General features: G+C 38.0%; 23 protein-coding genes and 1 tRNA gene. 13 read left to right on the top strand and 11 right to left on the bottom strand.

Translation table 11 applies throughout. The annotated features are described in order from the left end of the window. Window positions 1-165 precede the first annotated feature (165 nt). The 4 genes from AABE15_RS09100 to gatC all read right to left on the bottom strand — a co-directional run bounded on the left by AABE15_RS09100 (window position 166) and on the right by gatC (window position 3582). Window positions 166-257: transfer RNA gene (locus AABE15_RS09100), tRNA-Ser, on the bottom strand. A gap of 84 nt (window positions 258-341) precedes the next feature. Then, on the bottom strand, window positions 342-1796 hold the full coding sequence (gene gatB / locus AABE15_RS09095; protein WP_338330981.1) for an Asp-tRNA(Asn)/Glu-tRNA(Gln) amidotransferase subunit GatB: 1455 nt from the start codon (window positions 1794-1796) through the stop codon (window positions 342-344). After that, a complete protein-coding gene (gene gatA / locus AABE15_RS09090; RefSeq protein WP_338330980.1) occupies window positions 1793-3274 on the bottom strand; it encodes an Asp-tRNA(Asn)/Glu-tRNA(Gln) amidotransferase subunit GatA in 1482 nt (493 codons plus the stop codon). Before gatA ends, gatB begins: the two co-directional genes overlap by 4 nt. Next, a complete protein-coding gene (gene gatC / locus AABE15_RS09085; RefSeq protein ID WP_338330979.1) occupies window positions 3274-3582 on the bottom strand; it encodes an Asp-tRNA(Asn)/Glu-tRNA(Gln) amidotransferase subunit GatC in 309 nt (102 codons plus the stop codon). The genes gatA and gatC overlap by 1 nt, the downstream gene beginning before the upstream one ends. A gap of 320 nt (window positions 3583-3902) precedes the next feature. On the opposite strand from gatC, the gene AABE15_RS09080 reads away from it, so the two are divergent. From AABE15_RS09080 to moaA, 10 genes are all read left to right on the top strand, one after another. After that, window positions 3903-5219: a gluconate:H+ symporter gene (locus tag AABE15_RS09080; RefSeq protein WP_338330978.1), complete on the top strand. Its 1317-nt coding sequence runs from the start codon at window positions 3903-3905 to the stop codon at window positions 5217-5219. A 369-nt stretch (window positions 5220-5588) separates the two neighbouring features. After that, window positions 5589-6965, top strand: a complete 1377-nt coding sequence (locus tag AABE15_RS09075) for an MFS transporter (RefSeq protein ID WP_338330977.1) — start codon at window positions 5589-5591, stop codon at window positions 6963-6965. A 52-nt stretch (window positions 6966-7017) separates the two neighbouring features. After that, window positions 7018-10707, top strand: coding sequence for a nitrate reductase subunit alpha (locus tag AABE15_RS09070; RefSeq protein ID WP_338330976.1), 3690 nt, complete (start codon window positions 7018-7020; stop codon window positions 10705-10707). A gap of 20 nt (window positions 10708-10727) precedes the next feature. Next, window positions 10728-12287: a nitrate reductase subunit beta gene (narH, locus tag AABE15_RS09065; RefSeq protein ID WP_338330975.1), complete on the top strand. Its 1560-nt coding sequence runs from the start codon at window positions 10728-10730 to the stop codon at window positions 12285-12287. A 17-nt stretch (window positions 12288-12304) separates the two neighbouring features. Next, entirely contained in the window at window positions 12305-12928 is a 624-nt protein-coding gene (gene narJ / locus AABE15_RS09060; RefSeq protein ID WP_338330974.1) for a nitrate reductase molybdenum cofactor assembly chaperone, read from the top strand. Between the two features lie 3 nt (window positions 12929-12931). Beyond that, window positions 12932-13615, top strand: a complete 684-nt coding sequence (narI, locus tag AABE15_RS09055; protein WP_338330973.1) for a respiratory nitrate reductase subunit gamma — start codon at window positions 12932-12934, stop codon at window positions 13613-13615. Window positions 13616-13662: 47 nt separating this feature from the next. Continuing rightward, entirely contained in the window at window positions 13663-14424 is a 762-nt protein-coding gene (gene modA, locus AABE15_RS09050) for a molybdate ABC transporter substrate-binding protein (protein ID WP_338330972.1), read from the top strand. Between the two features lie 12 nt (window positions 14425-14436). Next, window positions 14437-15114, top strand: a complete 678-nt coding sequence (gene modB / locus AABE15_RS09045) for a molybdate ABC transporter permease subunit (protein ID WP_338330971.1) — start codon at window positions 14437-14439, stop codon at window positions 15112-15114. A 5-nt stretch (window positions 15115-15119) separates the two neighbouring features. Then, entirely contained in the window at window positions 15120-15782 is a 663-nt protein-coding gene (locus AABE15_RS09040; RefSeq protein WP_338330970.1) for an ATP-binding cassette domain-containing protein, read from the top strand. 318 nt (window positions 15783-16100) lie between these two features. Continuing rightward, a complete protein-coding gene (gene moaA, locus AABE15_RS09035) occupies window positions 16101-17078 on the top strand; it encodes a GTP 3',8-cyclase MoaA (RefSeq protein WP_338330969.1) in 978 nt (325 codons plus the stop codon). Window positions 17079-17189: 111 nt separating this feature from the next. Here the strand turns inward: moaA and mog are convergent, their stop codons facing one another. From mog to AABE15_RS09010, 5 genes are all read right to left on the bottom strand, one after another. Further along, entirely contained in the window at window positions 17190-17759 is a 570-nt protein-coding gene (mog, locus tag AABE15_RS09030; RefSeq protein WP_338330968.1) for a molybdopterin adenylyltransferase, read from the bottom strand. 12 nt (window positions 17760-17771) lie between these two features. Next, on the bottom strand, window positions 17772-18980 hold the full coding sequence (locus AABE15_RS09025; protein ID WP_338330967.1) for a molybdopterin molybdotransferase MoeA: 1209 nt from the start codon (window positions 18978-18980) through the stop codon (window positions 17772-17774). Further along, window positions 18967-19563 carry a molybdenum cofactor guanylyltransferase gene (gene mobA / locus AABE15_RS09020; protein ID WP_338330966.1) on the bottom strand — a complete coding sequence of 199 codons (597 nt, stop codon included), beginning with the start codon at window positions 19561-19563 and terminating at the stop codon, window positions 18967-18969. The genes AABE15_RS09025 and mobA overlap by 14 nt, the downstream gene beginning before the upstream one ends. A gap of 103 nt (window positions 19564-19666) precedes the next feature. Continuing rightward, window positions 19667-20137, bottom strand: coding sequence for a molybdenum cofactor biosynthesis protein MoaE (locus AABE15_RS09015; protein WP_338330965.1), 471 nt, complete (start codon window positions 20135-20137; stop codon window positions 19667-19669). A gap of 3 nt (window positions 20138-20140) precedes the next feature. Then, window positions 20141-20392 (bottom strand): MoaD/ThiS family protein, encoded by a 252-nt coding sequence (locus AABE15_RS09010; protein WP_338330964.1) that lies wholly within the window; start codon window positions 20390-20392, stop codon window positions 20141-20143. Window positions 20393-20541: 149 nt separating this feature from the next. Between AABE15_RS09010 and moaC the strand changes: the two genes are divergently transcribed. The 3 genes from moaC to AABE15_RS08995 are packed head-to-tail and all read left to right on the top strand — an operon-like array spanning window position 20542 to window position 23584. After that, window positions 20542-21033 (top strand): cyclic pyranopterin monophosphate synthase MoaC, encoded by a 492-nt coding sequence (gene moaC, locus AABE15_RS09005; protein WP_338330963.1) that lies wholly within the window; start codon window positions 20542-20544, stop codon window positions 21031-21033. Next, window positions 21027-22904, top strand: coding sequence for a histidine kinase (locus AABE15_RS09000; RefSeq protein WP_338330962.1), 1878 nt, complete (start codon window positions 21027-21029; stop codon window positions 22902-22904). Before moaC ends, AABE15_RS09000 begins: the two co-directional genes overlap by 7 nt. A 20-nt stretch (window positions 22905-22924) precedes the next feature. After that, window positions 22925-23584, top strand: coding sequence for a response regulator transcription factor (locus tag AABE15_RS08995; RefSeq protein WP_338330961.1), 660 nt, complete (start codon window positions 22925-22927; stop codon window positions 23582-23584). A 342-nt stretch (window positions 23585-23926) separates the two neighbouring features. Here AABE15_RS08995 and AABE15_RS08990 read toward each other — a convergent pair whose 3' ends face one another. Next, complete coding sequence (locus AABE15_RS08990) at window positions 23927-25162, bottom strand: MFS transporter (protein WP_338330960.1); 1236 nt, start codon at window positions 25160-25162, stop codon at window positions 23927-23929. Between the two features lie 37 nt (window positions 25163-25199). Next, window positions 25200-26159 carry a sugar phosphate isomerase/epimerase family protein gene (locus AABE15_RS08985; RefSeq protein WP_338330959.1) on the bottom strand — a complete coding sequence of 320 codons (960 nt, stop codon included), beginning with the start codon at window positions 26157-26159 and terminating at the stop codon, window positions 25200-25202. Window positions 26160-26211 lie beyond the last annotated feature (52 nt).

The raw sequence follows: 26211 nt of genomic DNA, 5'->3' as shown, positions 1-26211 counted from the left end.
GTCACTAAGCATGATACCCCCATTTCACTATTGATACCCCCAAAAATACCCCTTAATTCACTTTATTAAAGTTTATCAAACTTTACAGAATGATAACACGAAATGGCAGAATATGAAGGGTTTTAGTAATTTTTTTAGGGAGTTTTACAAAAATAAAAGGGTTCATGGCGGAGGGGATGGGATTCGAACCCACGGTACGGCTTTCACCGTACAACGGTTTAGCAAACCGCCGCCTTCAGCCTCTCGGCCACCCCTCCACAAAAAGGAACCTTATCTATACGATATATATTTCATAAGGTTCTAATAGGTTCTGAAGAACCTGTCAATTTCCTTTTTGCATTTCATGAGGATAAATGTTTGTTCAACAATTCGTTAACAATGGCTGGATTGGCTTTGCCCTGCATCGCTTTCATCACTTGTCCAACGAAAAACCCAAACAACTTGTCTTTACCCGATTTATATTGCTCAACTTTATCGGCATGAGCAGACAAAATACCTAAAATCACTTGGTCAATCGCGCCTGTATCGGTAACTTGTTTTAACCCTTTACGTTCCACGATTTTATCAGGCATCTCTCCTGTTTCGACCATAATTTCAAAAACTTCTTTGGCAATTTTTCCGTTAATGGTTTTATCCATAATTAAAGCCAAAAGAGCATTCATAGCTTCTGCCTGAACAGGACTTTCGTGTATCGATAATCCTTTTTTGTTTAATATCGCAAAAAGTTCACCCGATACCCAATTTGAAGCCAAACGTCCATCGCGACCTTTCGCCACTTTTTCGTAATAGTCAGCAATATCCTGTTCTGCAATTAATACATTCGCGTCGTAACGAGATAACCCATATTCCGCTTGAAAACGTTTCCGTTTGTCATCGGGGAGTTCTGATAAGGTTTCTTTTAAATGGTCAACATGGGATTGTTCCAGAATTAAGGGTAATAAATCGGGATCAGGAAAATAACGATAGTCGTGCGCATTTTCTTTGCTACGCATGCTTCTGGTTTCCCCTTTAACGGAATCAAATAAACGTGTTTCCTGATCGACTTGACCACCCTTTTCATAAATTTCTATTTGTCTGTTGGCTTCAACCTCAATAGCCTGCATAACAAACCGTATGGAATTAATATTTTTTAATTCACAGCGCGTACGATACGCTTCTCCCTCTTTACGAACCGAAACGTTGACATCGGCACGCATTGAGCCTTCCTCCATATTGCCATCACACGTACCCAAATACCGTAAAATAGCTCTTAGTTTTCTGAGATAGGCACCCGCCTCTTCAGGGGAACGCATATCGGGTTCACTGACTATTTCCATCAATGCAACCCCAGAACGATTTAAATCGATATAAGTTTCTTTGGGGGCAAGGTCATGTATAGATTTCCCGGCATCTTGTTCAAGATGCAAACGCGTCACTCCAATTTCTTTGATTGACCCATCTTCGAGTTCAATTTCTATTTTTCCCTTTCCAACAATAGGATGATCAAATTGGGAAATTTGATAGCCCTGCGGTAAATCTGCATAAAAATAATTCTTACGATCAAAACGGCTGGTTAAATTGATGGTCGCATTGAGCCCTAATCCCGTTCGTATAGCCTGATCGACACATTCTTTATTTAAAACAGGTAGCATCCCTGGAAAAGCAGCGTCAACAAGACTGACTTGTGTATTAGGGTCGGCTCCAAAATAAGCAGAAGCTCCTGAAAATAGTTTCGATTGACTGATTACTTGTGCATGAACTTCCAAGCCAATAACGACTTCCCACGATCCCATCGCACCTTCTATCCTATAACTCATGATTTTACTCCGACATAAAGAGAAGGTTTCGTTTGGAAATTGGCTGATTTTTCCATTGATGATGCGACTGAAAAGAGGCTCTCTTCACCAAAAGGTCTGCCAAGCAACTGCAATCCCAAGGGTAAACCTTTATGATCCAACCCAACAGGAAGGGAAAGGCCTGGTATCCCTGCCATACTGGCAGGAACGGTAAAAATATCATTCAAATACATTTGCACAGGATCAAGTTGATGTTCATCTTTGGCAAAAGCAGCAGAAGGTGCCGTTGGTGTCAATAAAACATCGACTTTTTGAAAAGCTTGTAAAAAATCATCGTGAATACGCTGACGTAGTTTTTGTGCTCTCAAATAATAAGCATCGTAATACCCTGCTGAAAGAACGTACGTTCCCATCAAAATACGGCGTTTTACTTCAGCACCAAAACCTTCACGCCTGGTATTTGAATAAAGGGCCTCCAAAGTTTCACCCTGAACGCGACGACCAAAACGAACCCCATCATACCGTGCGAGATTGGAGGAAGCTTCTGCAGGGGCGATAATGTAATAGGCTGCCAAACCATATTTTGTATGCGGGAGGGACACGTCAACAATTTCACACCCTGCCTCTTTTAACCACCGAATTCCTTGTTGCCATAACGTTTCAATTTCTGAGGACATACCCACTACACGGTATTCTTTAGGTATACCAATTTTCATTCCTTTCAGAGAACGTCCACACGCTTTTCGATAATCAGGAACCGCTTTATTTACAGACGTGCTATCTTTAGGATCAAATCCCGCCATAGATTGCAATAAAATTGCACAATCCTCTACGGATTTACCCATTGGACCGGCTTGATCCAATGAACTGGCATACGCAATGATTCCCCAACGACTGCACCGTCCATACGTAGGTTTAATCCCTGTAATTCCACAATATGAAGACGGTTGGCGTATCGATCCACCCGTGTCTGTCCCTGTAGCCCCCATTGCCATCGCTGAAGCCACAGCAGCAGCAGAACCACCCGAAGAACCACCGGGGACTAGGAAATCATCATCATTTTGACGCTTCCAAGGGTTTTCAACAGGCCCAAAAGCAGAATTGAGATTGCCTGAACCCATAGCAAATTCATCCAAATTGGTTTTGCCTAAAAAAACCGCTCCATCTTCAAGTAATTTTTGGGTAACCGTACTTTCATAGGGAGGGACAAAATTCTCTAAAATGCGACTGGCCGCTGTCGTTTTAATATTTTTAGTACAAAAAAGATCTTTTATAGCTAAGGGAATACCGGTTAATGGTTTGACGTCTCCCTTAGCAAGTTGCTCATCTGCTTTTTTAGCTTGAGATAAAGCATAATCTGCTGTAACCGTAATAAAAGCGTTCAACCTTTCGTTCAAGGCTTCAATGGCTTTTAAATGTGCTTGCGTAAGCTCTTCAGCACTAAACTCTTTACGACGCAAGCCTTCGATCGCTTGAGAAATTTTTAATTCAGTTAACATTACTCAACCACCTTCGGAACAGCATAAAAATCTGCAATGCGTTTTGGAGCATTCGAAAGAACCTCTTCTTTACAATTACCATCGGTAACCTTGTCTTCACGCATTCTTAAGTGGGCCAGCTCGGTACCAACCATAGGCGAAACGTGAGAAACGTCAATTTCGTTCAATTGCTCAACCCAGTGGATAATGCTACCTAAATCTTTAGCATAACTTTGCAACTCATCTTCTTCAACAGCTAAAGATGATAGCTTTGCAATGCGTTGAACCGTTTTAATTTCCAATGCATTGCTCTTTATAGTATCGGTCAATTGTTTTCCCCATCATATAATCCTTCGGTTAACCCTTTTAAAAATTATTTTCTTACAAAGGATATAACCCTATAAACACCCAATTTGCTCATTATAGTGAAATTTAATCACGATACTAGAGGGTACAGAGAAGCGAATAAAAAATGTAAGGTTTCATACCGTCACAGTATTACCCATCGTTTTATAAATAAACGAAACATCGAAACCAAGAACATTACGTCTGATCTTTTTTCGTGAAAATTTAGATTAAAGTTTATAAAGTTGTTTTTAACAACTTACTTAAGAATTGTATGTACCTATCGTCAACGAGTGAATGAAACATGCCCCTTTTAGTGGTTGCTCTCGGTATTTTGTTATTATTGTTTTTAATTATTTGCTTTAAATTAAACACTTTTATTTCTTTAATACTGGTGTCTTTTTTTGTGGGCACTACGGAAGGAATGAGCCTTAACCAAGTATTGGTTTCTATCGAAAACGGCATGGGTACTATGTTAGGTAGCTTAGCACTCATTATTGCCTTTGGGGCCATGCTTGGAAGACTAATTACCGATTGTGGAGCTGCACAGCGAATTGCTACAACCCTGATTAAATACTTCGGGATACGTTTTATACAATGGGCTATGACCATAACAGGATGTTGCCTTGGTTTTGCTTTATTTTTCGAAATCGGTTTCTTAATTTTATTGCCGTTAGTTTTAACGATCGCGTTAAATGCGCGCTTACCCTTACTGTACGTCGGTGTACCAGTAGTAGCTGCTCTTTCGGTAACTCATGGATTTTTACCTCCTCATCCTGGACCAACAGCTATTGCCACACTTTTTCATGCGGACATCGGTAAAACACTTCTCTATGGTATTCTGTTAGGCATACCTACGGCCATTATTTCAGGTCCAATCTTTGCTCATTTTTTGAAATCAACGGACAAACCTGTACTCCAAGAGTTTTGCACGAGCAAACAGTTCGAAGACCACGAAATGCCTAGTTTTACCACTAGCGTTACTACTATTTTGATACCTGTTTTCCTCATGGGATTTCGTGCTCTGGCAGAACTTCTACTGCCCAATAAGAATTTTCTTTTGCCTTATGCTGAGTTTTTAGGAAATCCCGTGACGGCAACCCTGCTGGCGGTGTTAGTGGCTATCTTCACCTTTGGTCTTAATTGCAAAAGAACAATGAAAGCAATTTCGGATAGCATGACGTCTGCAATTAAAGCAATTTCCATGATCATATTAATCAATGGAGGAGGGGGATCATTTAAACAAATACTTTTAGATAGCCATATAGGGTATTATATTACCCAGCTTTTACAAGGAAGTCACATTTCTCCGATACTCATGGCTTGGCTTATTGCTGCACTGTTACGCCTTACTCTAGGGCCTGCAACAATTTCCGCTATCACAGCGGGGGGACTAGTAGCCCCTTTGATTTCAACATCCCATATACGCCCTGAATTGATGGTTATTGCTGTGGGTTCGGGTAGTCTATTTTTTTCTCACGTAAACGATCCTGGTTTTTGGCTGTTCAAAGAATATTTTAACTTAACGATAAAAGAAACTCTATGCTCTTGGTCTGTTTTGGAAACTATTATTTCCGTCTGTGGACTACTCGGCTGTTTAATGCTTGCGGCTGTATTATAAAATATTGCAAAAAGAAACTAAGGCAGGTTAACGGTAAGAAAGGGTAACCTACTTCTTAATCAGACTTATTATTCGCAATAAAAAAATTTTCTTTAAAATACTTACGAAAACTTATTAAGTTGTATCCTTTTGGGCGTTCACAGTCGTCCGTAAACCAAATTGTTTAATTTCTTAAAAAAATATACGCACTATTTTTAACCTTAAATAAAATTTCTTTCACTTAGTTAATTATAGCTAGATCGAGTGTCTACGACCATCATCTTTCGACTAATGGTAGAGACTTTTAAAAAACTATAAAATCACTTTAAGCGTAAGCACCGAAATATTGATTTGATTAATGTACTTTAAAATTATTTTAGGGAAAACATCATGCCTAATCTGATAACCGATTGGAGACCAGAAGATCCTGACTTTTGGGAGGCAAAAGGTAAATCAATTGCTTTAAGAAATTTATGGATATCCGTTCCCGCTTTGTTATTGGCTTTTATTGTATGGCAATTGTGGAGCGTAGCCACCGTTTATATGCCTAACGTGGGATTTAAATACACCCCTGGGCAATTAATGGTACTGACCGCACTTCCTGCCTTGTCAGGCGCTACCTTACGTATTTTTTATGCTTTTATTGTGCCGGTTACTGGTGGTCGTCGTTGGACGGTAATTTCCACCTTTTCCTTGCTCATCCCTTCGATTTGGCTTGGCATAGCCATACAAGATTTATCCACTCCTTTTTATGTTATGGCGATCATCGCTCTACTTTGCGGATTTGGATGTGCGAATTTTAGTTCCTCCATGGCCAACATAGGATATTTTTTCCCTCCACATAAAAAAGGTATGGCTACAGGAACGAATGCTGGGCTAGGTAATCTTGGTGTGTCTGTCATACAGTTTGTTACCCCGTTTATTATTAGTGTCAGTATATTTGGAGCTCTAGGTGGTGCACCACAACATTGGGTTCATGGCAGCCTTTCAAAATCCTTGTGGCTGCAAAATATTGGCTATGTCTGGGTACCTTTTTTGGTCATTTCTATTGTCGCTGCCTATTTTGGTATGAACGATCTTGCTACAGCAAAAGCGTCCTTTTCTGGACAAGCTATAATTTTTAAACGTCGAGATAATTGGCTTTTATGTCTGCTGTATCTCGGGGCATTTGGTTCTTTTATTGGTTTCTCTGCTGCTTTGCCGTTACTTATAAAACGTGAATTTCCTTTACAAGACCCTTTAACTTACGCCTTTATCGGACCTTTACTGGGTTCTATATTTCGTGTCGTGGGCGGTTCCTTATCCGATAAAATATCTCCTGCAAAAATTACACAATGGAGTTTTATTCTCATTATTGTGAGCGTGTTGAGTATTATGTATTGGCTACCTTCTGGGGATGGCACGGGAAACTTCATTGGGTTTTTACTGAGTTTTTTAGTCCTTTTTGTTTTTGTTGGTCTAGCAAACGGTTCTATTTTTGCCCAAGTCCCAGTGGTTTTTTTAAAATTTCACAAAAAATTATCCCCACAAGATCACGAGACAGCCCTGCATAATATGCGAAAAGAATCAGGAACGGTTTTAGGATTTATGGGAGCCATAGGCGCTTATGGTGGATTTATTATTCCTCAGCTTAATGCATTATCCATTCAACATACAGGATCCTTAACGATCGCTTTTTCTTTTTTCATTTCGTATTATGTACTCTGTACGATTGTTAACAAATGGTTTTATAATCGTAATAAGACATCACTCTCAGATCTTCATTAAACAATAATAAAATTCAAGTGAATCGATAGCCTATTAATGTAAAGGGAAGAAAATGAGCCATATACTGGATCGGTTAAATTTTCTACGAAGAGTCAAAAGTCATTTTTCCGATAATTACGGCGCTGTTGTCAACGAAGACAGAAAATGGGAAGACGCTTATCGCCAACGCTGGCAACACGACGCCATTGTTCGTTCGACTCATGGCGTTAATTGTACAGGCTCCTGCAGTTGGAAGATTTACGTTAAAAGCGGGCTAATTACTTGGGAAATACAACAAACTGACTATCCTCGTACCAGACCAGACTTACCCAACCACGAACCAAGAGGCTGCCCCCGTGGTGCTTCCTACAGTTGGTATGTTTATTCTGCTCAACGGGTAAAATATCCTATGATACGTGGACAACTTGCCAGATTATGGAGAGAGATCCGTCAGACTAAAGATCCCATAAGCGCATGGGAATATATCACCAATACACCTGAATTGGCCAAATCGTATAAATCACGTCGAGGATTAGGCGGATTCGTTCGTTCGAACTGGAACGAAGTTACGGAGATCATTGCCGCAGCAAACAATTATACCATCAAAACGTTCGGCCCGGATAGGATATGTGGATTTTCGCCTATCCCCGCTATGTCTATGATAAGCTATGCGTCGGGCTCACGTTATTTGTCTCTTATCGGTGGGGTTCCTTTATCTTTCTACGATTGGTATTGTGATCTGCCTCCCGCTAGCCCTCAAGTCTGGGGAGAGCAAACCGACGTTCCGGAATCAGCAGATTGGTATAACTCGACTTATTTACTCGTCTGGGGTTCAAATATACCCATGACCCGAACCCCAGATGCACATTTTTATGCTGAAGTACGTTATAAGGGTACCAAAACGGTTGCTATCTCTTCTGATTTCGGAGAAATGGTCAAATTTGGGGATATTTGGTTAGCTCCCAAACAAGGAACCGATGCAGCCTTAGCCATGGCTATGGGCCATGTTATCTTAAAAGAATTTCACTTAGACAATCCTTCAGAGTATTTTGTTAACTACTGTAGACAATACACCGATATGCCTATGCTGGTTAATCTGAAAAAAACAGGGAATCATTACATCCCTGAATATTTCTTGCGGGCAAGTCAATTAAAAAATAGGTTTGACGAAACCAACAATCCAGATTGGAAAACATTAGTTATTGACGAAAATTCAGGAAATATCGTCGTTCCCAAAGGCTCTGTTGGTTTCCGTTGGGGTGAAAAAGGCCAATGGAATCTCATCGAAGTTGATAGTAAAAACAATCCCATCAAAGCACAACTTTCTCTTGCTAACCAAGCAGACGAACTTGTAGAAGTTGCCTTTGATTATTTTGCATCTGAAAAAAACACGCGCTCTTTTTTAAGAAAAGTACCCGTCAAAACGATTACCCTTGCCGATGGCAAAGAACAATACGTTGCCACCGTATTTGATTTAATGGTGGCCAACTATGGTGTTGATCGTGGCTACGGCGATGGTGCAAAGGATTATTTCGACGACTTGCCTTACACACCAAAATGGCAAGAAAAACACACAGGAGTCAATCCCCAATTAGTGATTCAAGTTGCCCGCGAATTCGCCCATAATGCCCATATCACGCATGGAAAAAGTATGGTTATTGTTGGGGCTGGATTGAATCACTGGTATCATATGGATATGACCTATCGTGGCATTATTAATATGTTAATGATGTGTGGATGCGTCGGCAGGAGTGGCGGGGGGTGGAGTCACTATGTAGGACAAGAAAAACTGCGCCCCCAAACGGGTTGGACCCCACTCGCTTTTGCTTTGGATTGGCATAGACCTGCCCGTCAAATGAACGGGACCTCTTTCTTTTACAATCATACCAACCAATGGCGTCATGAAAAACTCTCAGCCAATGAGATTTTGGGCAATACCACTTTTTTAAATTCAAACGGTTTCTCCTTACTGGATTTTAATGCCAAATCAGAAAGGCTGGGCTGGCTACCTTCAGCACCACAATTATGTGTTAACCCTTTAAACGTAGTCAAACACGCGGAAAGCAACCACCAAAGCGTTTCCGAATATATTGTTGAAGGGTTTAAAAAGGGTAGTTTAGATATGTCCTGCAACGATCCTGACAATCCTGTAAATTTTCCGCGAAATATGTTTGTGTGGCGTTCCAATATTTTGGGATCTTCCAGCAAGGGACATGAATATTTTTTAAAATACCTACTTGGCACCCAAAACGCTGTCCTTGGTGATGAAACCAAATGTATAAAACCCACAGAGGTTAAAATTGGCAAGCCTACGGAAGGTAAACTCGACCTATTAACGGTTTTGGATTTCCGTATGTCTACGACTTGTCTTTATGCAGATATTATTCTGCCAACTGCAACGTGGTATGAAAAAGACGATCTCAACACCTCAGATATGCATCCTTTTATTCATCCATTAAGTGAAGCGGTACAACCTCTGTGGGAAAGTAAAAGCGATTGGGAAATCTATAAATGTATCGCTAAAAAATTCTCTGAACTAGCGAAGAATTATTTAGGCATACAAAAAGATGTAGTCTTAACTCCTTTAATGCATGACTCACCGCAAGAGCTTGGTCAGCCTTTTGATGCCAAAGACTGGAAAAAAGGGGAGTGTGAACCCATACCGGGCAAAACCATGCCAGCACTAACCGTTGTTGAGAGAGATTACGGTGCTATTTACGATCAATACACCTCTGTTGGTCCATTACTTGGAAAAATAGGAAACGGCGGCAAAGGGATCAGTTGGAATACACAAGATCAGGTAGAACAACTTAAATATTTAAACGGTATCGTTCAGGAAGGAAGCGCTAAAGGATTAGCAAAACTGGATAAGGCTATAGATGCTGCTGAAATGATATTAAATCTTGCTCCAGAAACTAACGGACATATTGCAGTAAAAGCCTGGGAAGCTTTATCCAAAGCTACAGGTTTGGATCATTCTCATCTTGCCAAACCCCGAGAACACGAAGCCATTCGTTTTAGAGATGTACAGGCACAGCCACGCAAAATCATATCTTCTCCCACTTGGTCGGGTATTGAAAGCGATAACGTCAGTTACAATGCCGGTTATACCAATGTCCATGAATATATTCCATGGCGAACCCTAACAGGAAGACAACAATTCTACCAAGACCATCAATGGATGAGAGCTTTTGGTGAAGGATTTTGCGTATACAAACCTGCTATTGATTTAAGATCCACTAAAAATATCCTAGAGAAAAAAGATAACGGCAATAAAGAAATTATTCTAAGCTTTTTGACTCCCCATCAAAAATGGGGAATTCATAGCACTTACAGTGATAATTTGCGCATGCTTACTTTATCTAGAGGCGGACCACACGTGTGGGTTTCCGAAAAAGACGCCCAACGAGCGGGTATCACCGATAATGACTGGGTCGAAGTATTTAACGTTAATGGAACCTTAACCGCACGTGCCGTCGTGAGCCAGCGCATACCCCAAGGAATGATGCTTATGTATCATGCTCAAGAAAAAATTGTTAACGTACCGGGTGCTGAAATTTCAGGCAAACGAGGAGGCATTCATAACTCCGTCACACGTACCGTTCTCAAGCCAACCCATATGATTGGTGGCTATGCTCACTTATCTTATGGATTTAACTACTATGGTACTGTGGGATGTAATCGAGACGAACTGGTCATCGTCCGCAAAATGAACAAAGTCGACTGGATGGAAGAACAAGACATCATCCAAGCTACAGCATAATTAAGGTAAAAAGCAAACTCATGAAAATTAGAGCACAAGTTGGTATGGTACTAAACCTTGACAAGTGTCTTGGTTGTCATACTTGTTCCGTAACCTGTAAAAATGTCTGGACCAGTAGAGATGGCGTTGAATACGCTTGGTTCAATAATGTTGAAACAAAACCCGGCATTGGTTTTCCCAAAGAATGGGAAAACCAAGAAAAATACAATGGCGGTTGGGTTTTAACTCACAACACACTGCAACCCAAGCAAGGAAGTAAGATAAAGATTTTATCAAATATCTTTGCCAATCCCAATCTGCCCCAAATTGACGAATATTATGAACCGTTTACCTATGATTACGAGCGCTTACAGAATGCTCCCAATGTAAAAACCCCACCGACTGCACGACCCATTTCCATTCTAACAGGAAAAAAAATGGAAAAAATTGAATGGGGTCCCAATTGGGAGGATGACCTCGGAGGTGAGTTCTCTAAACGCTCGAAAGATATTCTTTTTAAGGGTATTCAAAAGGAAATACATAGCACGTTTGAAAATACCTTTATGGTGTACCTCCCGCGTCTTTGCGAACACTGTCTTAATCCTACATGCATTGCAAGTTGCCCTTCTGGATCTATTTATAAACGCGAAGACGATGGCATTGTTTTGATTGACCAAGACAAATGCCGAGGCTGGCGTATGTGTGTTTCGGGCTGTCCCTATAAAAAAATCTATTACAACTGGGTTTCTGGAAAAGCCGAAAAATGCATCTTCTGCTATCCTCGTATTGAAGGAGGGAAACCTACCGTCTGTTCTGAAACGTGTGTAGGTCGCATACGTTATCTAGGGGTTTTGCTTTATGATGCGGATAAAATTAAAGAAGCCGCCTCTACTGAAGATAAACAAGATCTGTATCCATCTCAATTAGATATGTTTCTTGACCCGAATGATCCGAGTATCGTTAAAGAAGCTTTGAAACAAGGTATTTCCCAAAGCTGGTTAAATGCAGCCAAAAACTCACCGGTTTACAAAATGGCCGTCGAATGGAAAGTGGCGTTCCCCCTTCATCCAGAATATCGCACGCTACCTATGGTCTGGTACATTCCCCCGCTTTCACCCATACAATCCGCTATGGAAAACGGGTTGATAGGAGAAAACGGGATTATTCCTGATGTAAAAGACTTGCGCATTCCTCTACGCTATTTAGCCAATCTGTTAACGGCCGGTAAAGAAGAACCTATCCTACATGCTTTAGAAGTTATGATTGGGCTGCGTCGGTACATGCGTAGCAAAAATATTGAACGACAAGCCGACCAAGCTATCTTACAAACACTTAATCTTTCCAGCCAGCAGCTTGAAGAAATGTATCAACTCATGGCTATTGCCAATTATGAAGATCGTTTCGTTATTCCTACTTCTCATAAAGAAATGGTCGAAGACGCATTTATGGACAAGGGATCTTGTGGTTTTACTTTTGGCAATGGATGCTCGGATGGCATAAGCAAAGCAAGTTTGTTTGGTAGAAAAAAAGTTTCTCCTCCCATCTTTACGGATAGAAGAGAAGACATACAAGCCAATAGAAATAAAGAGAGTGATAGCTAATGGAAATCTTCAAAATTTTGTCGATTTTACTCTGCTATCCAGAACAAGAGTTAATCGACGCGCTATCCACCATCAAACAAAAACTTCAACACATCGAAATAGATACTGCTAAAGTGTTGCCTTTGTGCAAACATCTCTCCGAAACTGATCTCATTTCTCTACAAGAAGACTATGTTCAAACCTTTGATCGGACGCCTACGCAATCGTTGCATTTGTTTGAGCATATTCATGGCGAGGATAAAATGCGCGGACAGGCTATGGTTGATCTTCTTGAGGAATACCGTTCAGAAAATTTCGACCTTGCCGGAGTAAATGAGCTTCCTGATTATCTTCCTTTGTTTTTAGAGTTCCTATCCCTTTGTGAAAAACAAAAAGCACTGGAATTGTTATCTGCTTCTATTGATGTAATTCACCATATTGGCAAAAAGCTTCAAGCAAACCACTCGATATATGCTTCTATATTTACTGTATTAATATCGCTCTCTCCCACATCTCCAGCTCCTATGAACTCGCCCCCTGTTCACGACATGGACGAAGCTATGGAAAAATTTGGTTACAATCCTGAAGGAATAGAACCTTTATTAACACCAAACGCCTGCACCCTTTGTCCATCACAACAAAAAAAACCAATGGAGATTTAGACAATGCCTTACTTAGATAATTTCATTTTTGGCATCTATCCCTATATTGTGTTAACCGTGTTTATCGTCGGGTGTCTTATTCGTTTTGAAAGAGAACAATACAGTTGGAAAAGTGACTCCAGTCAGCTGCTTTATAAAGGCCAATTACGTCTTGGCAATATACTATTTCACATTGGCATATTAGGGCTCTTTTTCGGCCATTTAATTGGACTTTTGTCCCCTCTGGCACTTTGGAAATTTTTAGGGATCAGCCATAGCTTTAAACAACTTTTTGCTATGGGATTAGGTGGCGTTCTAGGGATATGTTGTTTAATCGGTATTTTAATTTTACTTCACCGCCGTTTTACTTGCGAACGTATTTCCCTTAATAGCACGTGGCGTGATAAATTTCTTTTAGGCTGGCTTTTTGTTACCCTTTGCCTAGGCCTCTCAACAATTTTTGTCTCCGCCCATCATCTGGATGGTGCTCAAATGGTACGTTTGATGACCTGGGCGCAACATATTATTACAGGAAGGGGGGATGCAGCCAGCTACGTTGCCAATGCCTCTATTATTTTCAAAATACATTTATTTATGGGAATGAGTGTTTTTCTAATGTTTCCTTTTACACGCTTGGTTCATGTGTTTAGTGGTTTTGCGTCTCTTTTCTATCTAACAAGAGTTTGGCAACTTGTAAGGCCTCGATAATTAGAGTAATGTTGTAACCCTTAAACAGCTCTAAAAGGGTTACGCATATGGGGTCTTTTATCAAGTGTATCTGTTTGACTTTTTTTGCACTTTTCCTAATGTTGCCTAGTGTAACTTACGCCAAAGACATTATCGTCTCTGCAGCGGCCAGTTTAAACGAAGCGTTTCAACAAATTGGCAAGAATTTTGAGAAAGAAAATCCAAAAAATAAAATATCTTTTAACTTTGCCGCTTCTGGAACGTTACTGCAGCAAATGAAAAACGGTGCGCCAGTCGATGTGTTTGCTTCTGCAGATGAAGCCACCATGAAAAAAGCTTTAGATTTACAATTAATTGATCCAAAAACTTCAGTAATTTTTACAAAAAATAATTTAGTATTAATCGAACCAAAAAATCATTCCATTCCTATACAAAAATTACAAGACTTGGAGCTGGGTACTATTCAAAAAATTGCAATTGGCAATCCTGCTTTTGTCCCAGCAGGTTACTATACGCATTTAGCTCTCAATTCTATGCAATTATGGGATAAACTACAACCCAAGTTTATCATGACCCAAAGTGTTAGGCAAACATTGGATTACGTAGGTAGAGCTGAAGTAGACGCTGGATTTGTGTATGGTAGTGATGCGGCTATTATGCCGAATAAAGTAAAAATCGTTATGAACGTTTCTGTTCCACAAGCCATTACCTATCCAATTGCAATTACCACCTACAGCAAAAGTAAAGACCTGGCTCAACGTTTCATTGATTACGTTGTTTCTCCGCAAGGACAGCAGGTTTTATCTCATTATGGCTTTCAAAAACGGTAACACTTTGTTCATATGATGCATATCCCTTGGGTCGCTGTATTTTTGTCCTTAAAAGTAGCCTGTTCGGCATTGTGCATTGATCTTGTTATCGGTATTCCATTAAGCTTCCTATTAGCTCGCAACAAATTCTATGGGAAAGAAATATTCGACACTATCTTAACCTTACCCATGGTTATGCCTCCCACCGTAATGGGATATTATCTTCTAGTAGCCCTAGGCCATAATAGTCCTTTGGGAAATTGGTTACAGTTTTTAGGGATAAACCTTATTTTTACTTGGCAAAGTGCAGTTATAGCCGCTGTCTTTATTACATTCCCCTTAGTGGTTAATCCCTCGCGCGTTGCTTTTGAAACAATAAATACACGCTACGAACATGTCGCTCAACTTTCTGGAATTTCTGGTATTGCCATCTTTTTTCGCATTTTTTTGCCATTAGCTTGGGAAAATATTTTAGCAAATGCATTGTTAGCCTTTGCCCGTGCGCTAGGTGAATTTGGCGCAACATTAATGGTTGCAGGCAGCATACCAGGAAAAACACAAACTATGTCGACAGCCATTTATGAAGCCGTTCAAGAGGGCAATGATTACGAGGCTAACAGTCTCGTTATTTTGCTTTCACTTATTTGTATTTTTGTACTCATTATAACAAAATACCTTTCTTCTCGTAAAACATGGGCAAGAACCGAGTAACGGTCGTGAATTTTTTTATTGATTTCACAAAAAAATTATACACTTCCAATAATTCTTTTGAACTTAACTTACGATTTCGTTCCCAAGAGAAAGTAATTTTGATTACTGGCCCGTCTGGATCAGGCAAAACGTTGCTGTTACATTCTATTGCGGGATTGATAAAACCTGATAAGGGGAAAATTATTTTAAACCGCAAAACCATAACGCATACTGAAAAAAATATATTCATCAGGCCTCAAAAAAGAGAAATTTCTTATCTTTTCCAAAACTATGCCTTGTTCCCTCACTTAACGGTAAAACAAAACATAGCATTTTCTTTGGTAAAAGGAATTTTTAATCCTAGACGTAAACAAACTTACGATCTTATTTATCCTTGGGTGCAACGTTTTGAACTGGAACATTTGCTTGATGCGTATCCCAGTCAACTTTCCGGTGGCCAGCAACAACGGGTTGCTTTAGCAAGAGCTATGATAAATCAACCCAAAACCCTTCTCTTAGACGAACCTTTTTCTGCTCTTGACCCTAGCTTACGTACAAAACTTAGAGAAGAAATTGATCACTGGCAAAGCCTTACTCAAGGATTACTCATCATTGTTTCTCATGATTGTGAAGACATAAAAATTTTTAAGGGCTCCCATCTCCGTATAGAAAAGGGCTCTTGTGTATAAAGCTAATTTTTTCAAAATGACCACGAAAATAAAGGATAAACCTATAAAAAATATTAAATTTAAACGCATTAAAGCCAAACTTTTAACGTTTAAACTTTACCTATAATTAAAGAAATTAGTACACTCAAAATTTATAAAACCAATCGTTTATCCCCTTGTGTGATTTAACCACAAACCTTCAATTTTACACCTTTATAACTTTCTTACTTTTTTAAACAAATCGATATCTTTAGAAAAAAGATGCAACAAAAGAAGGATTTAAACTGAGTTTATTTGCATTATATTATGAATCAAAAATAATTCTTGGATGCTTATGAAATGTTAATTGATCGTTTTGGAAGAACTGTTGACTATCTAAGAGTATCGGTAACCGATCGCTGTGATTTGAGATGCAATTATTGTATTCCTAAAGGATATAGACAATTTGAAGCACGGGAAAGCTGGTTGACTTCCCATGAAATAATTAGGGTTATTAAAACATTTGCTAAATTAGGAACGCATAGCATCCGGCTGACGGGGGGCGAGCCTTTACTTAGAAAAGATATTGTCACCTTAGTAAATCGCATTTCTAAAATTAACGTCATTCGCGATTTGACCATTACCACAAATGGCACGCAATTATTAAAATTATCAAAACCTTTGTACGATGCCGGATTGCATCGTCTTAACGTCAGTTTGGATTCATTAAAACAAAGTTGTTTACTTAAAATTACTGGTACGGATTGCTTAAATCAAATCCTTAAAGGATTGGAAGAAGCAAAAAAAATTGGTCTGAGCAAAATTAGAATCAACATGGTTCCTATTCCCGGTCAAAATTTAGACGATATTGATCAGATGGTACAATTTTGTATAGAACATAATTTCATTCTTTGTTTAATCGAAGTTATGCCTATGGGAAAAACAGGCCAACATAGCAAAACTGTCAATCTTCAACCCATTATTCGCGAATTAAAAGAAAAATATAAACTTTATCCCATTATTGACAGAATAGGAAATGGTCCAGCCAGATACTGGAAATCCTCGCAAAATACTTCTTTTAAGCTAGGACTCATCACACCCTTATCGCAACATTTTTGTGAAACGTGTAACCGAGTGCGATTGTCCGTAGATGGCATCTTATATACTTGTCTAGGTCAAAATGATCAAATGCCCTTAAGACCTTTACTACGATCCCATTGCAGTGACGCAGAATTAGAACAGGCTATTACTCAGGCTATATTGTCTAAGCCTAAATCCCATAATTTTTTAGAAAAGCCGAACCAAATTAACCGCATCATGGCAAAAACAGGTGGGTAACAAACTTAGTAATAAAATTTACGAATTAGAACTTGCATTATAAATTGTGCCAAAATTAGTTGTACCCATAAATAAAGCAATCTTTTAACGTAAAAGCATTTGCCACCACTATCAAGAATTTTTAGGTCTGTATGCTTGTAAAACTTTCTCGTTTATTTCAATAAACGGTCCCCCTATGGCATCGACGCATAACGGCACTGCGGCAAAAACACCTTGTACGATTGTTTTACCGGCTTCATCCTCAACCCCTCCAAGTGTTTCACGAATAGCATTGGGTCTGCCTGGCAAATTAAGAATAAGGCTATGCTTTCTTATTACACCCACTTGACGCGATAAAATAGCCGTAGGCACAAAATGCAAACTCACTTGTCGCATTTGCTCACCAAACCCCGGCATGACTTTGTCGGCAATAGCAAGAGTGGCATCTGGCGTCACATCCCTTGGATAAGGTCCTGTGCCACCGGTTGTTAGAATTAAAGAGCAACCCTTATCATCAACTAAATTAATAAGCGTTTGTTCAATTTGATCTTGCTCATCAGGAATTAGCCGTTCTACGTATTCTTTTTCATTTAACACGGCTTGGTCAAGCCATTCTTTTAAACTAGGTAAACCTTTATCCTGATAAATGCCTTGACTGGCTCGATCACTAATAGAAACAAGTCCAATTTTAATAGATTGCATACATACATATCCTTAAATAATAGCAGAAGAAAAAAAGTAAATTTTAATCAAATCCTCTTTGTTAATCAACGTATGCGGGGGAATTTCTGCTAAGGCATTTGCCTGAGCCAACACCCCTAACATAGCGGATCCCTGATGCAATAACTTGTCTGCCCTTAATCCGTCCGTATCGTAATAGACATTCACCCTCAAAAATTCTCTTCTCGAATTATCTTTTACTAAAACAAAATTGGCTTTAGCCAAATAAAATTGAGGCAAAGATTTTTCTACGGGTTCGCCACCCATCACTTTTAAGGCAGGAATAACCAATTGCTGAAACGTCACTAGCGAACTTACGGGATTACCAGGCAACATAAAAACCTTGCATGGACCGATTTCTCCCCAAGCAAAGGGTTTACCGGGTTTAATAGCTAATTTCCAAAACCTCAATTCACCTACTGATTTTAATGAGGTAAGCACATGATCTTCTTCACCAACAGAAACGCCTCCAGAAGTAACAACAACATCCGCTTGCTGACTTGCCTTTAAAAGAGCCTCTCTGGTTTTATCAAAATTATCGGAAAGAACACCTCCATCTATGATTGTATGCCTTGATTGCTTTAACCAATTCAAAAGCATATAACGATTGGCGTCATAAATTTTACCTGCCGTCAACGGTTCATTCGGTTGTATAAGCTCATTACCTGTCGAAAAAACGATGATACTTAATGGTTTAATAATCGGTATTTCTTGATACCCTTGGCTCGTAATTACAGAGATAATCCCTGGAGTCAAACGCTGCCCTTTAGCAACCAATAACGATCCTTTTTTAAATTCTTCTCCTCGTTTTCTTATATTTTGAGCTAAATTGGTCGAATGTGTTAGAGATAAAAATTTAGCTTCTATATGGCATATTTCTTGCTGAACAACCGTAACCGTTCCTTTAGGAATGAGCGCTCCAGTAAAAATTCGAACAGCCTGTCCAGATTTTAATTTTATATGATGTGCATCGTCTCCCGCTGTAACTCTATCAATAATTTCCCACTTTGTTTCTGATTTACTGTAACTTCCTAACGCGTAACCATCCATTGCACTGTTATCAAAAAAAGGAGAATCGTATTGAGCATAAAGATTTTTAGCTAAAATATAATTAACAGCATCCAATGCAGACACTTGTATACAGTCTTGCCTTGCCGTCATAGCAGACAGTAACTCTGTCAATGCTTGTCTATAATCCATCATGATTGTGCTGATATCTATTCAAAAGGGTTAAATCATTCATATTTATAAACGCCTTTTCGTCTGGAAATAGCGTTTTTATAACTTTATGTTTAAATATCCAAGATTTCAAACTATATTCCCCGTGATTGAGATGATGTGCTATTCCCACTCCTATAGAATATTTAAAAAGATGAATACTAGGATGTATCCTTTGAAGAGTAGAAGCATAGGCAATTTCATAATCAACCTGACTGAGCAATGATTTTGTCATTAGCGACACAATTTTTTTTGGCAAAAAAGGTACGTCACAAGGAACAACCATGACCATTTCTGTATTCTTGGGAATACGAGTGTAAACGCTTGCTATTCCACCCAACGGCCCTTTATGGCAATATTCTGGCTTATCACGAACAACGGGATAAGAAAAAGAATGATAAAAATCAAAATTACGGTTAGCACTAATAAAAAGCGTATCAAGATCATCTTTGATTTTTTCAATGACATGCTGCACAAGTGGAATATTATTTAAAGTCAGCAAGCCTTTATCATGGCCACCAGCCCGTTTTCCTTCTCCACCTGCTAATACAATACCAACCTTCTTCATTGTAATGAAACCGTTTCTATTGGGTAGAAGTTTTTAAAATAAATTGACTCGTTTTTAATTGCATACGAAAGGAACGTTTTGCTGTTTTATTCAAAAATTTAACTCATTGCCATTTATGCATAGACCAAAAATTCTTTTTAAGCTGATCAGAAGTCTTTGCTTCTACCCATCGTGATGTTCCATTTTGTAGATATTCTTTTTTCCAAAAAGGGGCTTCTGTTTTTAAATAATCCATAATAAATTCAGCGGCTTGAAACGCTTCTGTACGATGCAGTGAAGCCACAGCAATAAAAATTATTTCTTCATTAGGGAAAATTTGACCCACTCGATGAATAACGAGTACGGATTTAAGTTTCCATCTTTTTTTCGCATCAATAACAATACGATAAATTTCTTGTTCTGTCAGTTGCGGATAATATTCAATATAAAGATGCTCTAAAGGAACGATGGTGTCGTGACGACGAACAATGCCTGTAAAGCTAACAATTGCACCGTATTCATCGAGTTTGGATTTAAATAATTTTTCTTGATAAAACTTATTAAAAGGTCTGTCGTCAAGACTAATAGTAATCATAACCTAACCTCCCGTAACGGGAGGTAAAATTCCAATTTCGTCGCCATTTTTGAGATCAACGTTTTTATAAATAATCTGGTTATTAACAACAAGTCTAAAAATTTTTTCTTCCGCCAACGTGTCAGACCATACGGCACTACGCTTTCTAAGATAAGCCAAAAGAACTACTGTATTTTTACAATGCTTATAATCAATTTCTTCTTTTGCCACGCCTAAAATTTCTTTGAAGACACCAAAATATTGAACAGTAACCATTATTTTTCTACACATTAATATTGTTTAAGATTATAAAGGACATGTATTGTCAATCTATCTATCCTTTTTTATCTTATCTGAAAAAAGTCTTACTAATCTATTGTATTATAACCAAGATTTGTCAATGAGACGATAAAAAGGTGAAGACCATGTCAGAATTAACCCATTTCAATAAATCTGGACAAGCACACATGGTTGACATCTCATTAAAACAACCTACCAAACGTAAAGCTACCGCCACAGGAAGTATTAAGATTTCCCCCAAAGCTTACAAACTCGTAAAGCAGGGCAATAGTCAAAAGGGCGATATCCTAGGTATTGCACGTATTGCCGCTATACAAGGATCAAAACAAACGTCAAACTTAATTCCATTGTGTCATCCTTTACCTCTAACGCATATAAATGTATCCTTTACTTGCCACGATGAACAATACCGTTTAACCCTTCAGGTAATAGCCGAAACAGAAGGGAAAACAGGGGTTGAGATGGAAGCTTTGACTGCAGTTTCTGTCGGATTGTTGACGATATACGACATGTTAAAAGCAGTCGACAAAGCAATGGCAATTGAATCGATCTATTTAATCGAAAAACACGGTGGAAAAAGTGGCGATTGGAAAAGATCTGAAATACCTTTATGCTAAATCCCGTACGACGATACAGTCTTTCCACAAAATTATTAATTGCTGTCATTGCTCGAGTTATTTGTGGCATGGCTATTACGTGTTTGGCTCTAGCTTTATTATGGCAACTTGAAAACGGAGGCGTTGCTATTAATCATGCTGGCAGCTTAAGAATGCATGTATACAAACTGGCAAACTTAGTTGGACAATCAGATACAAAAAAAATTCACGATGAAGAAAATAATTTTATTTCTATTTTAGAAACTTTAAAGACTACGAGTCATAACGTTTTTACAGTGCAAAAAAATAAAAAAATAAAACAAAAAATTGATCATATTCGAACGAAATTTTCCCAAATAATTAAAAATATTATTGACCACTCCGTTCAATTGCACCAACCCATTTCAAAAGAAAATTTAAACGTACTTGATCAATTTGTTAATCAAATCAATGATCTGGTTGAACAAATTGAAAACCAAAACACCAAAAATATTATTTGGATAAGATTAATGCAAGGCAGCTTAATTGGTATGATTATAATCACTGCATTCGCTGAAATTTACTATCTGTACCAAATGATTATCAGGCCCTTACGCTATTTACAAGAAGGCATTGCTGCGATAAGCCAAGGCAATTTAAATAAACGCGTAAAAATCATTAGAAAAGACGAATTTGGCATTGTTTCTACTGGATTCAATGCTATGGCTGTCAACTTACAAGACTTTTATAATAATCTTGAAAAAAAGGTATTACAAAAAACAGCTGATTTAGAAGAGAAAAATCAAGAATTTTCTATTTTGTATGATATGAGTGTTTTTTTACATGAATCGCAAACTTATGAAAACACATTGCAGATCTTTTTGACAAATGTAATTGGTCTTAGCAGGGCAAACGCAGGCGTCATTGGGTTGGTAAACGAAACCCGCAACAATCACATCCAGTTCGTTCAAGCACATAATTTTCCAAAAAGCTGCAATTCTTTTCAAAATTGCAACACATGCTTTTCAGATTTATCTTTTTTTAACAGTCAAATTAAACCACGTTATATTTATATTAATGACACGAACACCGTTCAACTGCCCGACTGTATAAAAAAAAATTTTCAATATTTAATTGTTTTCCCCCTTAGTCACAATAATAATAAGATGGGTTTCATGATTCTTTATTTTAATAAAGATGGCATAAAGCCTAACTCTAGAAATCAACATTTAATTGAAACGCTAACGAGGCAATTAGCTGTTGCTATTGAAAATCATCAGTTAGCTGTAAGAGATAAGCAATTGGCTATCTTAGAAGAACGGAACCTTATTGCACAAGGTCTTCATGACAATATTGCACAATCTTTGTCCTTCTTAAACCTACAAATTCAAATGCTGCAGCAAGCTATAAAGAAAAATGAAACCGAAAGAATATCGAAAAATTTAAACTTTATCCAAAAAGGCATTCAAGAATGTTACGACGATGTTCGAGAGCTTTTACTTAATTTTAGAACAGAAATAAATCAAGACGATTTTGGAAATAGCATACACAAATTGTTGAATCGTTTTAAAAAGCAAGCGAAGATAAAGGTCACCGTCGAAGGACTAAATCAAGAATATTTTCTTACTCAACAACAACAATTGCAGGTAATTTTCATACTTCAAGAAGCGCTTTCGAATATTAGAAAGCACTCCTATGCTTCCAATGTCCATATTTGTTTTAGCAATCAAGGTCACTTTGTCATGAAAGTTTCAGATGATGGCGTAGGCTTCAATCACGAGGATTTAATACATATTAAAACCTATCACGTTGGCTTGTCCATTATGGAAGAGCGCGCCGCCAAAATTTCGGCAAGCGTTAAAATTAATTCAAATTTGGGTGAAGGTACTATCGTTACATTGACCTTTGCCTAAAAAGTAGTATGGGTAAACACATGCAAGAAATAAAAACCAACATAGTACTAATTGACGATCATACGTTATTCCGTAGCGGTTTAAAATTTCTTTTAGAAACTCAAGAGGATTTTGAAATTATTGGTGAAGCTTCAGATGGAATTGCTGGATTAAAACTTATTGATAAAACCCAGCCCGACGTCGTATTGATGGATCTTGATATGCCCGTTATGGGGGGCAGAGAAGCGTTAGGCGTTATTTTAGATAAACATCCTCACCTTAACATCATTATTTTAACGGTTTCAGAAGAAAGTGATGATCTAGTTGAATGTATGCGTATGGGTGCCAAAGGATATTTACTAAAAAACATCGACGCGGACTTTCTGTTAAACAGTATTCGAAGGACTTTACAAGGCGACAGTGTATTGTCACCTGAAATGACAACCAAACTGATAACACGACTTAAAAGAACGAATTTGCACACTGCTTCAGATTGTGTTTATGACAGTCTAACTCCAAGGGAAAAAGAAACATTGGTATGGCTCACTAAAGGCGTTAGCAATAAAGAAATTGCCAGATCCCTTAATCTTACTGAAAGTACAGTTAAGGTTCACGTACAAAACATCCTAAAAAAATTAAATTTAAAGAGTAGAGTTCAAGCAGCCGTGTATGCACTCGAGCATAATTTAGATAAATCTTAATAAACGTTCGCGTTTTTAATGTTTCAAACTCAAGAAAACGTAAGCGTCTAGTAGATTTCTGATTAATTTTTTATAGATTATGTTTGATTTATTTTGAGTATCAAATTTTTATTCTAATTTTACTAAAAAATACGAGACATCTTGTTAACTATACATTGTAATGCTTGCGTATAAAAAACTGTTTTCGTCCTTTACTAAATAAATTAAATAAAAGGTCACAAAAAAGGATTGTGAACCCCATAGCAAAATTATTTTTCAAACTGTTTAGGGGTTACAATCGTCATAAGATATTTTATTATAATATTTTCATAAAAAACTATAACCATCAAATAACAAAACCATTTATTTTTCAACGATTACAGTTTGGTATTCTGTTGTTAACTCTTGCGGTGTTTTTAAAAGAGGGGTAAGAAAAGCACTTAAAATATAAAACCCTGCGTAAACGATCAATATTCCTTTAACCCCAACGCTATCGTAACATATCCCTGCAATTGCAGGGGCAAGAAAAGCGCCTAATCCTGCACCTAGATTTAAAACTGACATTGCAGCACCTTTATTTTCTGGAGCTAATAAAGGGAACAAAGCAGATAAAGGAACGTAACCAGCCATAGAAACCCCACAAAGGCACAGCACAAACATCATGAGATAGTAATTATGCCCCAAAAATTGTGGTAGTAATAATATTAAAATAAGAACAACAGCGTACGAAACGCCTCCAACCCACATAATTGTATTTCTCCACCCAAATTTATCCCCGAAAAAACCAAAAAATAAATTAGAAAAAATAGCAACTGTGAAAACAGCAGACCACATATGTAGCCATTCATTTTGTGTGTATCCATAGCTAAGCAGCCAAATGGGGAGGAACACAGGCAAGCCATATTGTGCCAATCCATTAATGGATTTTACAATTAAACCCATACTGATTCTTGGGTTTTGCAAAATAGTAATAGCTGTCATTAATTCGTCAAAAGAAAATTTATGAATTTCACAGGACGAAACCTGATCTTTATTTAGATAAAGGGCACACGTACCCCCTATAATTACGAATATAACGCCGAGCCATAAAACATGAATTTCACCGACAAGAGGTATGATCATGGAAGATAGAAAAGGACCTAAAACGCTTAGTCCCAGAGAAAAAGTAAACCAAAACCATCCTACGGCTGTAGAACGACGTTCTAAGGATGCGCTGTAATTAATCCAAACTAAAAATGAATAAGCAAATAATGGATATCCCAACCCTCGAATAGCATAGAATGGAACCATAATTAAAAAATTTAGCGAGGGAAGGCCCCAGCCAATAAACCCGATGCTGCCGCCTATAAAAGCAACGATGCCAGCAAGCATCACCTTACGTGGACCCAGTGTTTGAACCATCACGCCAGAAATCCAAGCTGCAATCGTTACCGTAATTCCATAACATGTAATTAAAAACGAAGCATTACTAGCCGATAAGCCTTTTTTAACAAAATATAAGGTTAGCCAAGCTTGTTCGATACCATCACCAATCATAAATAAGGATAGGCCGATGTAGCCCCATAATAAATTTTTAGGTAAACCAATTTTATCAAACATGAAAATACCTATTATAAAAGTATCAATAAAAATTTTATTAAATTTTGACGTTAATCAAAGAAAACAATAACGATTGTATTTGAATTGCATCGTGCGATTTAATGAGTTCATCAATTTTCTGCATACCTACCGTATCAATGAAGTTGGACAGATGGGTATACATAATAATATTTTGTTCACATTCACGTACGGGATCTTCTCGTAGTGGAAAAGTGTCAAAATAAATTAACCCTTTAAAATTATACTTCTTAGCATAATAAATATATTCAAGGGTTTGCATCAGGTGAACACTACCGAGCATTAACCCATTATCAAAATGACCATACCCATCGTTTAAGTGAAACCCTACGAGTTTGTTTTTCCGAGCGGCACAAAATAAAGAATAAGCGGGATTTTCTTTTTTCATAAGCATATGACAAAAATCTAAGGTCACCCCTAAATTAGAAGTACCTACCTCTTCAATAAGCATTAACGTTGCAGCTATATCTCCAATTAATGAAAACACACGGGGTTCGTAGGGTTTATACTCAAAGCTAAAAGTTAAGTCCGAATTTTCTTTTGTCACAAGCCGAATGGCATCTACAACATCTTGATAGGCTTGTTCGTAATTTATTTGAAAGGGATAATCAAAACCATCATTTGCAAACCATAATGTAACGATTTGCCCCCCCAGTTCACGACAGACTTTAGCTGCCTCTAATGTAATTTGAATTGCTTTTTGCCTAATACGTGGCACGGGATTTCCAAATTCGCCGTCTAAAAAATCTTTTTGATATCTAAGCGCAATACCACCAAAAATAAGATTGTTATCTTTAATTGCTGTTTTAATTTCTTCTATGGTATTCACTTGAAAATGTTCAGGATAATTTAACTCGACATGAGTTAAATTTTTTACTTTCCCCATGCGTTGAATAATATTAACGGTGCCAGGTTGATTATTTTTGAAAAATAATTCAGGTCTTGCTTTAAAAGAGTTAATACGTGAAGCAAATTTCATACTATATATCCCGTAGTTTGTTTATATAATTATTAGAATCTAATATTCATCT

Origin of the sequence: Commensalibacter sp. Nvir, from assembly GCF_963921845.1 — a bacterium.
Taxonomy (GTDB): domain Bacteria; phylum Pseudomonadota; class Alphaproteobacteria; order Acetobacterales; family Acetobacteraceae; genus Commensalibacter.
Note: the sequence above shows the minus strand (reverse complement) of the source record. Positions and strands in the feature narration are given on the sequence as shown.